Source organism: Rosistilla ulvae, assembly GCF_007741475.1.
Taxonomy (GTDB): domain Bacteria; phylum Planctomycetota; class Planctomycetia; order Pirellulales; family Pirellulaceae; genus Rosistilla; species Rosistilla ulvae.
On the sequence record NZ_CP036261.1, the window covers coordinates 1,106,390 to 1,123,370 of the forward strand.

General features: G+C 55.3%; 11 protein-coding genes. 9 read left to right on the forward strand and 2 right to left on the reverse strand.

Going from position 1 to position 16,981, the window contains the following annotated elements:
• Positions 1–102 precede the first annotated feature (102 nt).
• Together EC9_RS04045 and EC9_RS04050 are read left to right on the forward strand one after the other, a co-directional pair.
• Complete coding sequence (locus EC9_RS04045; RefSeq protein WP_145342585.1) at positions 103–1,797, forward strand: serine/threonine protein kinase; 1,695 nt, start codon at positions 103–105, stop codon at positions 1,795–1,797.
• A 349-nt stretch (positions 1,798–2,146) separates the two neighbouring features.
• Positions 2,147–3,313, forward strand: a complete 1,167-nt coding sequence (locus tag EC9_RS04050; protein WP_218934576.1) for a 1-acyl-sn-glycerol-3-phosphate acyltransferase — start codon at positions 2,147–2,149, stop codon at positions 3,311–3,313.
• Between the two features lie 21 nt (positions 3,314–3,334).
• Here the strand turns inward: EC9_RS04050 and EC9_RS04055 are convergent, their stop codons facing one another.
• A complete protein-coding gene (locus EC9_RS04055) occupies positions 3,335–3,523 on the reverse strand; it encodes a Flp family type IVb pilin (RefSeq protein WP_246105949.1) in 189 nt (62 codons plus the stop codon).
• Positions 3,524–3,775: 252 nt separating this feature from the next.
• Here EC9_RS04055 and EC9_RS04060 point away from each other — a divergent pair, with 252 nt between their 5' ends.
• Genes EC9_RS04060 through EC9_RS04070 form a run of 3 tightly spaced genes read left to right on the forward strand, consistent with a single transcriptional unit; the run spans position 3,776 to position 7,748 of the window.
• The gene (locus tag EC9_RS04060) at positions 3,776–5,530 is read left to right on the forward strand and encodes a hypothetical protein (protein ID WP_145342588.1); all 1,755 of its coding nucleotides are present in this window, start codon (positions 3,776–3,778) and stop codon (positions 5,528–5,530) included.
• 35 nt (positions 5,531–5,565) lie between these two features.
• Positions 5,566–6,792, forward strand: coding sequence for a CNNM domain-containing protein (locus tag EC9_RS04065; RefSeq protein WP_145342591.1), 1,227 nt, complete (start codon positions 5,566–5,568; stop codon positions 6,790–6,792).
• Entirely contained in the window at positions 6,789–7,748 is a 960-nt protein-coding gene (locus EC9_RS04070; protein WP_145342593.1) for a CNNM domain-containing protein, read from the forward strand. The genes EC9_RS04065 and EC9_RS04070 overlap by 4 nt, the downstream gene beginning before the upstream one ends.
• Positions 7,749–7,943: 195 nt before the next feature.
• On the opposite strand, the gene EC9_RS04075 is transcribed toward EC9_RS04070, so the two are convergent.
• Positions 7,944–9,278, reverse strand: coding sequence for a transporter family protein (locus EC9_RS04075; RefSeq protein WP_145342595.1), 1,335 nt, complete (start codon positions 9,276–9,278; stop codon positions 7,944–7,946).
• A gap of 412 nt (positions 9,279–9,690) precedes the next feature.
• On the opposite strand from EC9_RS04075, the gene EC9_RS04080 reads away from it, so the two are divergent.
• The 4 genes from EC9_RS04080 to EC9_RS04095 all read left to right on the forward strand — a co-directional run bounded on the left by EC9_RS04080 (position 9,691) and on the right by EC9_RS04095 (position 16,864).
• On the forward strand, positions 9,691–11,421 hold the full coding sequence (locus EC9_RS04080) for a c-type cytochrome domain-containing protein (RefSeq protein WP_246105950.1): 1,731 nt from the start codon (positions 9,691–9,693) through the stop codon (positions 11,419–11,421).
• A gap of 121 nt (positions 11,422–11,542) precedes the next feature.
• Entirely contained in the window at positions 11,543–12,754 is a 1,212-nt protein-coding gene (locus EC9_RS04085) for a hypothetical protein (RefSeq protein ID WP_145342599.1), read from the forward strand.
• Between the two features lie 136 nt (positions 12,755–12,890).
• Entirely contained in the window at positions 12,891–13,367 is a 477-nt protein-coding gene (locus EC9_RS04090; RefSeq protein WP_145342601.1) for a hypothetical protein, read from the forward strand.
• Between the two features lie 131 nt (positions 13,368–13,498).
• Positions 13,499–16,864, forward strand: a complete 3,366-nt coding sequence (locus tag EC9_RS04095; RefSeq protein WP_246105951.1) for a caspase family protein — start codon at positions 13,499–13,501, stop codon at positions 16,862–16,864.
• Positions 16,865–16,981: the final 117 nt, after the last annotated feature.

Here is a 16,981-nt window from a genome sequence, read left to right on the forward strand (position 1 = left end):
GTCAAGGACGAGTCGTTGACACCGTGCCATTTCAGAATTTAGCGATCGTGTTCACAACGGATTGGTGAACGGATCGCTTCAGCTCGGACGCAAGCAACACGCATGACTGACAGCGGCAAGGGTTCAAAGTCGATAACCGCCCAAGCGTTCATCGAGGTCGTTCGCAAGAGCCAGCTCGTCGAGGAAGGTGCGTTCAAACAGACGCTGCGGCATGTGCAAAAAGCTGCCGGCGGTAAGATCCCCAACGACGCGATGGTGATCGCCGAAAGGTTTCTTGTCGAGGGACGGCTGACGGCCTGGCAGATCGAAAAACTGCTGACCGGCAAATACAAGGGATTCTTTCTCGGCAAGTTCAAGCTGTTGGGGCACATCGGCAGCGGTGGGATGAGCAGCGTCTATCTGGCCGAGCACACGCGGATGAACGATCTGCGGGCGATCAAGGTGCTGCCGAAGAAACGGGTCGACGATGCTTCGTATCTGGCCCGCTTTCAATTGGAAGCCAAGGCGATCGCGTCGCTGAATCACGAAAATGTCGTTCGCGCTTACGATATCGATAACGACGGCGATCTGCACTACATCGTGATGGAATACGTTTCGGGGGACGATCTGCAGCAGATGGTCAAACGGAAGGGACCGCTTTCGTTTGTCAAAGCCGCCAACTACATCGCTCAAGCCGCCCGCGGCCTGCAGCACGCGCATGAACGCGGTTTGATCCACCGCGACGTCAAACCGGCGAACCTGCTTGTCAATAAAGAGGGGACCGTCAAGCTGCTGGATATGGGCCTGGCGCTGCTGGAATCCGAAGACGATCATTCGCTGACGGTCGCCAATAACGAAAACGTTTTGGGAACCGCCGACTATCTGGCTCCCGAACAGGCCTTGGACAGTCACAAAGTCGACCACCGGGTCGATATCTATGGACTTGGTTGTACGTTCTATTTTCTGTTGACCGGACGCCCGCCATTTAATGACGGCACGTTGGCGCAGCGGATCATCAAGCACCAGACCGAGATGCCCGAGGAGATCCGCAAGACGCGCCCCGATTGTCCCGGCGAACTCGATGGCATCTGCACCAAGATGATCCAGAAGGAAGCCAAGTATCGCTACAAGGATGCCGCGGCGGTTGCCGAGGTCTTGGAGGCTTGGTTGACGCGTACCAAACAGTTGTCGGCGGCTCGCGCCGGCGGGGGCGGTTTTGATTCGGGGATCGGTTCGGGGTCGGACATCGATCTGGCGGGATCCGATTTTGCCCGCGGTTCGGACATCGGGATTGGAACGTCCGATGACACACTCAGCAACAAACAAGGCGACACCCATGCTGGCGGATCGGGGGCTGGCTTTAGCGGCCTGTCGCCATCGGACAGTGGCCGGTTGATCAAACCGACGGGCAGTCGTGGATCGCGAGGGCGGTCGTCGGGCAGTTCGATCGCGGGCAGTTCGATCGATCTTCAGCGAGAGTCGGGGTATGGTTCCAGTTTGCGTCCGGGAGCATCGCCATCGGCAAGAGCGGCTGCGGTCGCGGCGAGCCAGCCCAAGAAACGCAAAGCGGTTCCCGAGCCGGGGACTGCAGCGGCCAAAGCTGCTCCGAAAACATCCTCCATCGCGATGGCGCACTCCGTGGGGGAATCGCATCCGGGCTTGGCCGGCAGCCGGCAAAAGAAAGATCGAATTCGCAAGGTGTTGGCCGTGTTGTTGGTCGTTGGCGGAATCGTTGTCGGCTTTTTGGCCGCTCGCCTGCTGGCTCCCGCCCCCAGTGGCAACGGCGCGCTTCCGAGTTCGATCGAGCTTCACGTCTGAATTCAATTCCCGGCGGTATCCCCACGATCGTGGGATGGTTGAAGATCGGTCCGCTCCCCTATCCCGCGTTCAATCGGAACGCTTGTCTGGAAAAGGGGAATTCCAAGATTCTTCGGCGAACGATCGCAGGAATCCGAAACTTAACCGGTTTGCGGGCTCTCCCGCTGGATGTCATTTTAACTATCTTTAAAAGCACCACCGGTCTGTCGGCCGCTTTGCTTGCCCCGATGAAGATCCGCATCGGGCCCGCCGTCACTCTTTGTCTTCGAGAAAGTTTTCCATGGTTTCCGTGATCGTTGAAAAGCCCTATCGTTTTGTCCCGCCCCATCGAGGCGACTGGTGGCCGTCGATGATTCAGAAATTCAAGCTTTACGAACGCCGTCTGCGAAACACCGATGGCGTCGTCGATTATGAATTGCGGAATGTCGAACGCTTGGAGGAATCGCTGCGCCGCGGCGACGGGATCATGCTGGCCCCGAACCACTCCCGTTACGCTGATCCCTTAGTGTTGGGCTGGTTGGCCAAGCGGACCAACAGGCATGTGTTTGCGATGGCCAGTTGGCATCTGTTTAACATGGGCAAATTCAACGCGTTTGCGATTCAGAAAATGGGAGCCTTTAGTGTCTTTCGCGAGGGGCTCGACAAGCAGTCGATTGAAACCGCGATCGAGATACTGACGCAAGCCAAACGGCCGTTAGTTCTGTTTGCCGAAGGGGCCACGTTTCGGGCGAACGATCTATTGCAGCCGTTGCTCGACGGCGCTTCGTTGATCGCTCGCACGGCCGCTCGACGGCGCCAGAAGCATGGTCAGGGGCGAGTCGTGGTGCATCCGATTGCGATCAAGTACGTCTTCCAAGGCGATATCTATGAATGGGCCGATCGTTCGTTAACGGCGATCGAGCAGCGGCTGACTTGGGAGCCCAATCGCGACCAACCGCTGCGGAAGCGGATCACTCGCGTTGCCGATGGGCTGTTGGCACTCAAAGAGGTGCAGTATTTGGGCAGCCCGCAAACGGGGAATGTGATCCAACGTCAGGAGCATTTGACCCAAGCGCTGTTGGAACAGGTCGAAAGCAAGTGGAAGACGCAGGCGGTCGAAGCCACCGATCTCGGTTCGGTGCTCAACCGTGTCAAAGCGATGCGGTTGCAGATGTTTCCACAGTTGGTCAATCCGGCGACCGAGGAGGATCGCAAGGCGGAGATTCGCAACGACCTGCGGGCGCTCGAATTGGCGCAGCAATTGGCTTCGTTTCCGGTCGGGTATTTAAATGAAGCCCCGGTTACTGTAACCCGCGTTTTGGAGACGCTTGAAAACGTGGAGGAAGCGGTTTTCGGCGAAACATCGTGGCCGGGGCCGTTGAAGGCGATCGTCGACGTCGGGGAAGCGATCGAGGTGCCTGCCGAACGCGCACCTCGCCAGCAGGAAGATCCGTTGATGGTCGAACTGGCTCAGCGGCTGCAGGGGATGTTGAACCAATTGGCAACGGAGCCGCGGTTGCTGACGGCCGAAGATTGAAGTCAGCGGTGAGAAGGTAAATTACAACGCTGCGTCGATCGCGGCGGCCGATTGGTCGAAGCTGTCGCGAGTTTTGTCCGAAAGCGCCTGCACGGAAAGGATGCAGACCCCCAGGATCATGGCCAGCATGATCGCGTATTCCACGGTCGTTGGGCCGTCTTCGTCCCTGTGGAAGGCGACAATTTTTGAGATCATTTTGGCTCTGTTCATGGCAAATTCTGTGAGCTGAAGGCGACTGATGGCTGCGGACAGGTCTCCTAAACAAAGTCTAGGCTTGATTTCGGAGGTGGCCCAGAATAACTATGATTGTGCGAAATAATCGCGGCTTACTTCTTCACCGTCACTTCGGATATGAGTGAACCAAGGACTGTGACGATCGTAGGGAATTTGATAACTTGCGGCTTATAGATCCCTCATCCGTGGGCTCGCTGGCTCGTTACCCTCCTTCGGTACACGTCGTCAATGTTTGGTCCGGTCTTCAATCGTGAAGCCATCTTGGCTCCCAAGAGAACGAAAACGTATCTGGCTCGCAGCCTTTACGTTCTCGGTTTTTTTCTGCTGCTTTCGACCGGATACCTGGTTTTAGCGGGGAATCGTCCCTTGCAGACCGCAGGCGATTCGGCCCGTTTCGGCGGTTGGATGTTCGCGCTGCTGGTCCCGTTGCAGTTGATTATCGTGACTTTTCAAGCCGCGATCGGGGCGGCCAGCAATATCGCCCAAGAGAAAGATCGGCGGACTTTGATCCTGCTGCTGTTGTCCCGTTTGACCGGCTACGAATTGGTGGTCGGTAAATTAACGGCCAGCTTGATTCCTGTCGTCCAGTCGCTGGCTGCCGCAGTTCCGCTGTTTTTGGCGCTCGTTTGTTTAGGGGGCGTTTCGCTGTCGCAGTTTGCCGGGGCTTACGGAGTCACTTGTGCGACGGCGCTATTGGCGGCATCGATCGGCGTCGTCGTTGCGTTGTGGCGAGAAAAAACTTTTCAAACGATTGCCGTTACGCTGCTTGCGATCGCCCTCTGGGTGGCGGCTTGGGAAGTCGCTGCGTCGGGCACTCTTCCGATCGTGCCCGATTGGTTGCCCGCGTATGCCAGCCCGGTGCAGGCGATGCAGTCGGCGATTGCACCGATCAGTTTGCGGCCGACAGCGATACCGGTGACGCTTGGGTTTGGCGTTTTCACGTTGGCGATCAGCGCTGCGGTCACTTCGTTGGGGGTGCTGAAGATTCGCGTCTGGAACCCGTCGCGAGAAGTCCGTCTGCACGCCAATGAAGCGACGGAAGATGGGGTGGACGAAAAAGAATCCCAGTCGGCCAGCACTTGGAAAGTCCGCGAAGCCAGAGCGGTCTGGAACAACCCGATTTTGTGGCGCGAGGTCTGCACATGGGCTTACGGTCGCAAAGTGCTCGTCATCCGGTTCGCCTACCTGTTGTTGGTCGGGTTGGCCGCGGCGGCGCTTGCCCAGGTCTTGGCGGGCGAATTAGCCTTCAGCGAGTTGCCGCCGGCGACGCTGCCATTGGCTGCGATCGGAGTCATCAGTTTAGCGATCGTCAACGCGCTGGCGGTCAATGCGATCACGAGTGAGCGGGATGGGTTGGCATTGGATTTGTTGCTGGCGACCGATTTAGAGCCCAAGGAATTTTTGTTTGGCAAGATTCTTGGCGTTTTATTTGTCGCCAAAGAGATGCTGGTTCTGCCGCTGTTGTTGATCGGGTACGTATGGTACGCCGGCGGGCTGACGGGGCAGAATCTGGTCTTTACCGTGCTGGCCACTGCGGTGTTGTATCTGTTTGTGATCGTGTTGGGGATTCACTGTGGGCTGAACTATGCGAACAGCCGCACCGCTTTGTTGACCAGTCTGGGGACGGTCTTCTTTTTGTGTTTGGGGATCGCGATCTGCATGGTCATCATGGTCAGCTTTCGTGGGGCGTTTCAGTTGCAGCTTGCTCCTTTCTTGGCGATCATTCTCGGTGGTGGTGCGGGACTGCTGGCCTCGCTGGGGCGTCGCAATCCATCGCCCGCGATCTCGTTGGCATCGTTTGGTTTGCCGTTTGCAACGTTTTATGCGATCACGACCTTTCTGTTGCAGCGCGGCCAATTATGGGTGTTAGTTGCCGTCAGCGTCGGTTATGGATTTGCGACGCTTGCGATGTTGATCCCCGCGCTCAGCGATTTTGATGTCGCGATGGGACGTTCGCATTCGACGACGGAGGAGGGTGAGTGACTGCGGCGGAAGAGATTCTTCCTTGGCTTCCGGCGATGTTGCTGCTGATTCTGTCTTCCGCATTTTTCAGCGGAAGTGAAGCAGCGCTGTTTTCATTGCAGCCGCAGGACCGTCGTCGGTTGAAGTCGCAAAAGGTTGCCGGCGCTCGGGTCGAAAGCTTGTTGCTGGATCCCGAGCGGCTGCTTTCGGCGGTGTTGTTTTGGAACTTGATCATCAACATGGCCTATTTCGGGATCGTTTCGATCGCCGGAAAGCGTCTCGAATCGATTGGCGAAGCGAGCTTTGCCGTCGGTTTTACGCTGTTCAGCTTGCTGATGATCATCTTTTTCAGCGAGATGCTTCCCAAGAGTCTGGCGGTCAAGAACCCGACAACTTTTGCGGTTTGGGTCGCCCGTCCTTTGGCGATTTCCATCCGCATCGTCAGCCCGGGCCTTCCGCTGCTGAAGTTTGCCAACCGAGTAGCTCAGCGAATCATCTGGCCCGCTTTTCAGCCGGAGCGGGAGTTGGAGATCGAAGACATCGATCGCGCGATCCGCTTGAGCGCTCCGGATGCTGCGTTTGCCGATCGCGAGCGATTGTTGTTGCGGCGTTTGGTATCGTTGGCGGATGTCCGCGTCGATGAATGGATGCGGCCGCGCAGCGAATATCAAATCCATCAGTTTCCACTCTCCAGCGAAGCCTTGCAGACGGCTATCGACGAGGGGGGCTACCTGTTTATTGGCGATGGCAGCGAGGATGAGATCAGCGGCGCGATCGCGGTCCGCTGGCTGCGACCGAGCCAAATGGACGATCTGGCGGGGGCGATGGAGGCGCCGTTGATCGTGCCTTGGTCGACCAACGTCGCCAACGTCTTCGACGAATTGTGTCGTGAAAACCGCGACATCGCCGCGGTGGTGAACGAATATGGCGAAATCATCGGGGTGATCTCGATCGATGACGTTTTGGAATCGATGGTGACGCAGCCCGATCTTCCCGTCAGTTCCGATGACAGTTCGTCCGACAGTCCCCCCGAGGTCGCATTTCCGCTGCGGATCGATGGATCGATGAGCGCACGGGAGTTGGCGATTTTGTTGAACGTCGAGCCGCCGACGGGAAGGAACGTAACCGTGGCTGGATTGATCCAAACGCTCACCCGGCGGATTCCGCGACTGGGGGATCTCTGCGATTGGAACGATCATCGGTTAGAGGTGGTCGAGGAGTCGGAAAAGGGGAAGGTTGAGATCGAGGTGACACAAAATAAAGCGGGGGAATCGGGCGCATGATATTCTTCCTGTTGTTGTTCGCCTTCGGTATCAGCCTGAGCGCCTTTTTCAGTGGCAGCGAAACCGGTCTGTACCGAGTTCCTCGGGTGCGGTTGGTGTTGGATGCGATTTCCGGCCGGCTTGTCTCCAAGGTGCTGCTGTGGCTTGCCAACCATCCGACCGTCTTCGTCGCGACGGTTTTGGTCGGTAATAACATCGCAAACTATTTGACCAGTTTCGCCGTCGTGATGGCGATCTCGCTGGTGATCAGCAACAACCAATCGGCTGCGGAGTTGTTTGGGACGGTGATGGTGACGCCGATTGTGTTCGTGTTTGGCGAACTGTTGCCAAAATACCTGTTCTTTAATGCGCCCTATCGGATGTTGGGCTTCAGCGGTCCGCTGTTGGTCTTGACGACGATCCTGTTCCTGCCGATCACCGGCCTGCTGGTGCTGTTGAATAATCTGTTGAGCGCTTTCAGCGGTCCGGCACCGTTCCAGTCGCGGCAGAGCATGGCGCGCGGCGAGTTGCAGCAGATGCTTCGGCATGGGCATACCATCGGTTTGCTAAAGCCCAGTCAGCAGCGAACGGCTCAGAATATGTGGCAGGTGGGGGAGCGTCGGGCCAAGGCGTTTGCCGTGCCGCCGGATCGATTGGCACGGATTCCAAGCACCGCCACGCCCGACGAAGCGATCACCGCGGCGCGTCGACAGGGACATCCGTTGATCCTTGTCGAGGATCCCAAAACACGTCGGACGACCGGATACGTGCGATATGCCGATCTGGCGTCGGCAGAACTGCCGTTGGTCAACCGGATTCGTCCGGTGGTCCGCGTAAAGCAAGAGGCGAACAACCTGCAAGTCTTGTTCGAGCTTTACGACAAACATTCCGACATCGCCGAACTGATCGATGCTGCCGGTCAGGTCACTGCCCTGGTAACGCTCCGCCAACTGCAAGAACCCTTGCTCCGTCATTGAGGCCTCGTGGGGATTTTTTCGCCGGAGTGTTTGATGGTGTTCACGGCACGGCTCGTTTCGATGGCGATTTTTTGGGCCACTTCGTGCGGGGCAGGGTCGCTTTGCTGGAGACCTGTAGGGTCGATGTGGTGACATAACGAAAACACCGCCTGCGGGGCAGGCGGTGTCGACGGATTCGTTGGGGATCGAAGCCGTCTATGGGGTCAGGATAACCTGGAAGCCAACTTCGGTATCAAAGGTCGCCGAAAGGCCGTCGGAGGTTTGTTCGCGACGCAAGGGAACGCCCGCGAAGACGTTGGTTGTTAGATGGTTGCACAGTCCAAACGACAGACCAGCGGTCAGGTTCAACAGATCGATGTGATTGCCAAATGCCGAGCCCATTGCTGGATCTACATCAGTGATCGTCTTGGTGTAGTGAAGCTCGAACAGCGAAGCGACCGAACGCAAATTTCCGCTGTCGTTTGTGTACAAGAACGCACCAAGTTGCCAGTCTAGGTACAGTAGGTTTTGGTCCTGAACCGTATCGGCGTAATCACCGGCATCGTAGACTTCAGTACCATTGAGATCAAAGTCGAGGGCAGCGTATCCGAGGGTGAAGATATCCTCAGTCAAGAATTTACGGATTCCCAAGTACGGTAGCAAATGTACCGCCGTATTATAAGCAGTGTCATCGCCTTCGGTGTAGTTGCTGCCAGTCGGCAACACGATGGCGAGACCAGCAGTCAGCGCATCGCCACCGTTTTGTGCAAGCAGGAACTTCGATGTCAACGTGATGTTGCCAAATTCTGTCCCTGTTTGGTTGCCTGTCGGATTGTTGGAGTCGAGACCGTGGGCAAACGGAACTCGCAACTCCAGCGAAGCTTGTTTATCCAAAAAGGTTTTTTCCAGGCCAAACAGGAAACGGTCGACCGAAATATCCTTGTTGCCCTCTGTCGCCAAGGCGTTCTCGAAGTGTCGGTAGTTAAAGAAGACACGATCGGTTGGGACAGGTGAGATACCGTCGCTTACCTTAAAACGCGCGTCGCCACCAGCAACCCGCTGTGATGGATTCGCGATGAGAGAACCGCCGGAGCTGTGCGTTGACAAAAAGAGGTCGCCAAGCATGTTGGGGGTGTCAAGCCCGCCGCCGCCCGCGCTCGCTGCGGATGCCGCAGGAGCGGCGCTGAAGCCGGTCGAAGCGATACGGGAGCTGGGCGTCGCCACGTCGTTGGCAAACGATTGTGGAGCGGAATCGACGTCGGGTTGTGGGGATACCACCGAAGAGCCTTCTTCGTCATTCGCTGACGGGAACGGTGTCGTCGGTAGGGTTGTTATACCGTCTGAGATGATCGTATTGGGGGGGCAGTTGATTGGCGGACATGGGCAGTTGTCCTGTGCCAAAACTGTGGCATTGGTTGCGGCTCCGATAGCAAGGGTTGCGATCAGGCTCGCTAAATGTTTTCGTTTTGTATTCATATTGGAGGAATCCTTCTCCAGGCCAGTGGGTATCCAGGGTTCGTTGAGATCAGCACGCAATCTCGGGTCGTTCAAGTGGGTAATTCGGTAGGCAGTGATGTCTGGAAGAGGGGGTGTTCCGCGTTTTGAGGGAAAACGAAGAAATGCTGCTGGGGCGAGGAGGCGCAACAGTGCTAACCGGTAAGGACGACACGCTAAAAGGGGCGTTTGTATATGTGTAGTTTTGCTGTGTTTGTGTGTTGTGCAAAAGCTGTGTTCTACGCAAAAACACCTACAAACGACTTGAACACCTGATTGGTCGCGGTATCATCACATTAGGGTGGGGGAGCGACTTGGAGGCGTCGTGGAGTGTTGCTTAGCGTTTTCGCTTCATTCCTAACGAAATCGCTTTTCTTTAATCATTGGATGTCCTTTGTGGTACCGGCTTCGGCATCAACCAAGAAAAACACTCCATTCAAGCTTCTGATGGGACTCCTTAATGAACAAAGTGAACTTGCTTATATGTGTAGATGTGCTCTGTGTGTTGTTGGCGTCGCAGAGTGTTTCTAGTGGTGATGCTGGTGATCAAGCGTACAAGCTGCTTAAAGAAAACTGTCATCGTTGCCATGGTGTAGAGTTTAAGCATGACCGCCTGAATGTATTGGATCGCGATGTCCTGGTCGCGAAACCTGTGACGGATCCCGACGAGGATCCTTACGTCACGCCTGGGGCTCCCGACGCATCGCGGTTATGGCGAGCGATTGTCGATGATCATATGCCCCCCGAAGAACCGCTCTCGGACGAAGACAAGGCGACGATCAAACAATGGATTGAAACGGGAGCCGAATGGACGCTATCGACTGAGCGTTCGTTTGTTAGTGAATACGAGGTGTTGCAAGCCATCTCGAGCGATTTGTTTCAGGTCCGCCGTCAAGAACGTAAGTTTCAGCGGTATTTTTCGCTGACCCATATCCACAATAACCGGAAGGTTCCCGACGAAGATTTGCAGATTTACAAAGCTGCTTTATCCAAGGCATTAAATAGTATGAGTCGGCAATCCGCGATCGCGTTGCCACGCTCGATCAATGATTCGGATACCGTGTTTTGTATTGATCTGCGGGATTACGGTTGGCAAGAGTTTGGGGTGTGGGATGAGCTGCTGGAGCTGTATCCCTACGGTCTAAAGCCGGGTACCGTCGATGGATTGGAGCAATACGAAAAAATCGAAGAGCTATTCGGTGCCGATGGCTTTGATGGGGTAACCCATTTTCGCGCCGATTGGTTTGTGACGCATGCTACACGGCCACCGCTGTATCACAAGTTGGCAGATATTCCGGCTACCGAACAGGAGTTGTTGAAACGCGTTAACGTGGACGTTCAGCAGAGTTTTAAGCTAGGCATATCGCGACGCGCTGGATTGTTCCAGAGTGGAGTGTCTGCCCAAAACCGATTGATTGAATACCATTCGTCGCAAAATGGAACCTTTTGGCTCAGCTACGACTTTCAACGCAATAGCCCCCGCAGCAATCTCGCTCGCTTTCCACTTGGCCCTAAATTTGAAGGGAACCCGTTCGATTCGGTGGCCTTTGAACACGCCGGGGGCGAAATTATTTGGAATCTCCCCAACGGGCTGCATGCCTACATGCTTGTGGATGCCAAAGGGGAACGGATCGACCGTGGCCCGATCGACATCGTTTGGGATTCGAAAAACGTGGCGGGTACGCCCGAAATCGTCAATGGGATTTCTTGTATCAGTTGCCATCGGCACGGCATGATTCCAATCGACGACTTTGTCCGCAGTGGGAATGCTTTGGAGAGTGCGGAAGCAAGACGTAAGGTCCAGGAACTCTATGCAACCCCCGCCGACCTGCTGGCTGCACTTAACGATTCCAAGGTCGCATATTTGGGCAAGCTGAAGGCGGCGATCGGGCCCTATCTACAAGTAGGGAAGAACAAGGACCGCCCGATTGAGGAATTCGAAGAACCGATCAGCCGTGTGGCGCGACTTTATGATCGCAATTTGGATCTGGAAGCAGCGGCACGAGAATTGGGTTATGAATCGATCACCGATCTGAAAAATCAAGTCTTCAGCGGCGGCCTGTTCTCGCTCGGGCTAGGTCCCTTGGCGATCGAAGGGGGGACAGTTAAACGCGCCGAATGGGAATCGAGGGAGGCTACCGTTTCCGTCTTTCAACAGGCAGCATCGGAGTTGCGAATCGGCAGCCCGTTTAACAATTAAATGAACCTGAAACTCGACACCAGTTTGCAGGAATTCGCTGTCCGGTTGGGACCGCTAACACGCATTTATCCATCAGCGAGCGAACGACGCCGCAAGTAACAGGAACTCAAGGACCAAAATCATGCATACTCTCAAATTGCTTGCTGCCGGTTTGCTTCTATGCACCGCATTGCCAGACGGTACGGTTCGGGCTCAATCGCTTGATGATGCTATCAAGAACATGTCCGATGATATCGCAGTGTTTTTGGAATCGCGGGAAAAGACGAGTGTGGCGATTGGTGAATTTGATGGCCCTGATGGAAGCACCGCAGGGCGCGCAATCCAGCAGAAGTTAAAAGAGAATCTGCTGGCCAATAACTTGGAGATCAAGAAGTTGGGTGCCAGGATGAAAATCCGCGGCAGCTTTTCACTCGATTCGCAATCGAGCTTTTCGATCGCGACGATCCGCTCGACTCTGGTCGATGAAAACGGTCGCGAAATGTCGGGTTATCGCGAGCGGGTCAAGTTGGCGGAAGTGACATCACTGGAAGATCTCAGCCGAATCTTTGGACTGACAGCGGATCTGGTGGCCGAACAAAATGGCGAATCGGATGAGGCGGACGCGACAAGCGGATCTGAGAAAGACAAAGACTCCGATGCAGCGACTTTATTGACCAGCGTTTCAAAAGCCGTGACCAAAAAGGTTTCCAACGCGATCAAAACGCCAGGTTTCAGTTATCACGGCAACGACAAATCGAAGGTCAAAGCCAGCGACAGTAGCGATTTTGTTGTTCAACTGCGTCGTTGCCCTAGAGATTCGTCGGTCTTTACGCCTGTTGATGTGCTCGATGAGGGGGGCTTTGCGTTTGCCCCTTTGGAAGATGGCGACAGGTATCAGGTCGTGGTCACGAACAACTCCGATCACGATATCGCTGCGAAAGTATCGATCGACGGAGTCAATAGTTTTTATTTCTCCGGGAACCCAGGATTTAAAGCGAACGGTTCGTGGGTGATTGCCGCAGGGCAATCGGGGGTGATCAAGGGCTGGTATCTCAACGCACACGAATTGGCTGAGTTCTTGATTACGAGTGATGAAAAAGATGCCAAGCTGCCTGATCCGCTTGATCTCGGAACCGTGACCGTTCAGTTCTTTCACGCTTGGGCTCACAATACGCCGGTACCGAAGGTCGAACTGTTGGCCAAAAACGACCGCGGCCAATTGCAAACGACTCAAGGAGCGGTCATTGATCAACAGAGTGGTGAGGTGCGGCGTCACTTCGGAAAGACGTTACTTGCTTCGGTTAGTATTCGATACTCGAATCCAGATGATCTTCCAGAGGGGCTCGGTCTGTAACCGTTGCTCCATAACGTGCTGCACGATTTGCTCCATGCGTCGAAATGATACGTGGAGCTTTGCGGCGTGGGCGGAGGCGTTCTTTGCTCAATTGATATTTGTTGAAATGGCAAGACTTTGACTTGGAGAATCTCTTATGTTATCTCACCTGAAAAATGTCGCTCTTACCGTTGTGGCGATTGGAATGCTTTCGCAATTCGCAATCCATGAAGCGGAAGCACGGTATGGTGGTCGGCAGTACTACAGCAGTTGGTCGTATCAACCGGCGCGTTCGTATCACTACACTCGCTACTACTACAAGCCTGTCACCACGGCGAGTTCTTACAGTTACCACTACTGCATCTCCTATCCTTCGCAACCTCGTTACGTTTATTACTACAACCCCGTTTCTCGGCAGTATTGGGGGCGCTACGACTTGGAAGGTACTGAAGGGGCACAGTATTCGTTGCTAGCCGAAAAGGATCGCAAGGAAAATCTTGAAGACATTCCTGAAAGCGCGTTTCCCGCTCCCGCAGCGATGCCGGAGATTCCTGGTTCCAAAGATGGGGTCGCGATCGAACCCATCAAGGAAAAGCCAGGCGACGAACCCAAAGATCTGCCCGTCGCAAAGTAGTGAGTTGATTTTTCGGTTGCTCACGTTTTAAGTTGTTAAAAGCGGGATGTGTTCACATCCCGTTTTTTTGTGAATTGCCAGAGCGTGATGCGGATCGCGTCACACGAGTTGCCCAACCTTGCTCGTTGCTTATGTTTTTACGATCGCTCCCTTTCGCTGTAGCCATCGCGGTCTTCACGATCCATCTGTGCCCTGTCCGATCGGCGGAGGGGCAAGACCGACCCCGTTTTTTTGTCGATCGGCAAGGTCCTCGCCAAAACGTCGAACAGCTCATTTTTTCCAACGATTCCCAACGTTTGATTGCCTGCGGTTTTGATAAGTCGGTGCATGTCTGGGATGTGGGGGCCAATGCGAAATCGTCGCCCGAAGCGACCGACAAAATTGCCTTCGTCAAATCGTTGCGTTGGGAGATCGCCCGCGGAATTCGTGGCGTGATTCGTTGTCTGGCGGTTGCTCCCAAGGGGGATGAGCTTGCGATCGCAGGCTATAGCGCTCGCGCGCAACCTGGCGACATTATCCTGATGCGTGAAGGAGACGGTAGCGTGATCGCATCGCTCCCCACACCTGCGGCTCGCGCACAGAATGTCGCCTTGGCAGGACACACTCGACCGGTCCTTTCACTTGATTTTTCGCCTTCAGGCAACCGTTTAATATCCTCCGACTTGGCTGGCGAAGTTATTGTTTGGACGTCCGCTGGCAATCGACAAAACTGGACGCGAAGGCAATTGTTCGCCGAAGAGGGAGGCGATGATGCGCGTCAACAGATCGTCCGGTTTCTAAGCGAAGACGAAGTCTTGGTCGTTCGGCCACGTGGCGATCAACGTATTGTGCAACGAGTCGATGTGCAGACCAAGGCGCAGAACACCGTTTCCGATTCGCAATCAACCCAAGTCGGAGCGTTAGCGGTAAGCAACGACCGCACGCGTTGGATGCACGCGGATTGGAACGGGAACGTACGGATTCGTCGAGCGGTTGACGACCGGGTTGAGTTCCAGTTTAGGACGCGGTTGCCGATCGTGCTGGATGCGGCATGGGGACCGCACGATTTGCTTGCCATCGTTTCCAGTGAAAATTCACAGGGAAAAGGTGCCGGCATGTTGGAACTTTGGGATGCCGGGCGTCAGCAGGCCTTGGACCAAGTGACAATTTCGAATGTTTCGCGTGTTCGTGCCGTTGCCATCAGTCCCGATGGGCAACGATTAGCGACTCACAGCGAGGACAGCGGTGAGACGCTTGTGTTTCGCTTGCGAGACGACGATGGGAACCTGCTCGCGAAACCGCTCAGTGGCGGTACGCCAGCACGTGTTTCGGGAAGACATCGAGAACTCGAAAAACTCTCCATTGCGGCCGATGGTTCGGGGGTTACTTTTAATCGTGTGAATGATCCACAGCGATTGTTATTGGAATTTGAAACGGGGACTGTTCAGACATTGGCAAAACCGATGGCATCGATTGAGGTTGGAAGTCATGGTTGGCAACCAATCATCGACGCTACCGATGGCTGCCTTGTCCTATTGAAATTGAATAATGTTGTGGCTGGAACTATCCGGTTGCATCCGACCGATCAGGGGCCTGCGCAATCTGCCTGCCTTGTTCCCGATGCACAAGGGAATCCAATCGCCGTTGCGCTTGGCACCAGTAATTCCAACGGCGTTTTTGTCTATTCGCTGCCAAGGGATGGCGGCTCGCCGCGGTTGCTGAGATATCTCCGCGACCACGCTGATTCAGTAGTGGATCTGGTGGCCACGACCAGCGGCGACTTATTGGTATCAGCCTCCGACGATCAGACGCTGAAATTGTGGAGTCTTCGTCGGTTGGATTGGAGCCCAGCGGAGTTTCCCAATGCGTCGCACTGGGGGGCGGTGTTTGGGATTCAGGCTGGTAAAGTCAGGGTTGCCGAATTGCATCCTGACGGCGTCGCTGCGGCGCGTGGTTTAGAGGTGGGCGACGTGATCGACCGGATTCAGGGTTACGATGCCAACGATTCGCAGCGGATTATCGATGCGGTGTTTTCACGTGTCGGAGCCGAACAGACACTTGCGACTCTAAACGCCGTGTCGGTTCTCAAACAGAACCTAATCCAAGCCACCAGCGTCCGCGGTGTCAAAAAGGCGTTTGTGATCGTGCCTGCTTGGGAGCCGTTGGTGAGTGTGGTCGTCGACTATCGCGATGAATGGGCGATTTGGACACCCCGTGGATTTTTCAATGCCTCCGCCGCCGACGGAGGCGATCTGTTTGGTTGGCAGATCAACCAAGGGCAGGACAAGACGCCGCGAATCCTTAAAGGCAGTTCGTTTCAAAAGGAGTTTGAGCGTCCCACAGTGCTCCAGAGGATTCTGCAGAATGCGTCGATTCAAGGAGCACTGGCGGGCATCGACGCTCAGTCGTCCATCGGGTTGACTGCCAGTCAGATTCCGAAAGTCCGGATTGTTGCTCCCGCGGTTGGAAGCGAACTGAAAGCTGGAGGCAAAACACAGATTGTCGCTGAAATCGACTTTCCGAAGGGGGCTTCTGACGGTTTTGACGTGCGCGGCGAAATCAGTGGCCAATCGATGGGGGCACCCGTTCGCGTTTCCAGGGCTGGTGCAACGCACACCTACACTTGGTTGGTGTCGCCACGTGAGGATTTGAATCGGATTCGCGTCTTTGCCAGCGAACGCAATGGCGCATTGCGGAGCTTGTTTGCTGAAGATATTCGCCAGTATCGAGGGCAGCCGGCGAAGTCCGATCCCTACCGTTTGCATGTTCTTGCTTTGGCGTCAGAGGCCTATGCGCTAAGCAGTACCGATGGCAATCGATCGGGCTTTGCCAAGCTGGAGTTTCCGATCGACGACGTGTCGGGGTTCGTGAAGTCCCTTCAGGAGAAGCAGCGGCAGAAGCTTGGGCGTTTTACCTTGGGGGACGTGATTCAATTGGAGGACGACGAGATCACACGGCAATCGGTTCGTGAGGCGATCGATCGCTTGATACAAAATCGAACTCAAGACGATGTTGTCCTTGTCTATCTTGCTGGACACGGAACAACGGAGGATGGACGCTTTTATTACGTCACGACTCAGGTGAAAACGGGTGATTCGCAGGACATCCGCAGCAGAGGGTTGCCGTGGGATGAATTGGAGCGAATCTCGCGGTTTCAGGGACGGGTGATCTGGCTGATCGACACCTGTCACAGCGGCTCGGTGGTCGATGCCAAGAGCAGTGTGCGGAGCGCGAAGAGCACGGGGAATCTTGTCTTTGCTGCGGCTACGGGAGGGGCGGCTGCGTTTGAGTATCCGGCCTTGAAGCACGGTGTCTTTTCTTATTGCGTGCTGCAAGGGCTCGATGGGAAAGCCGATGGTGCACTTGACGCAAGCCGTTCTGACGGCGAGGTTTTTGTCGATGAATTGATCGGGTATGTGAAGCAAACCGTTATGGAGATCACGGGAGCTCAGCAGCGCCCTGTTGCGACTCCAGCCGAATTGCAAGATCTAATTCTGCCGTTGGTCCGAGTGGAATAAATTGGCGTCCGGCCCTGAGACGTGCCATCTCGCTGAACGGATGTGAGTTCGTACGTCCCGACGCGCTGAACGAAAGTTGCCAATCGGCTGTCCACTATTGATCCAAGAGTCGTATTC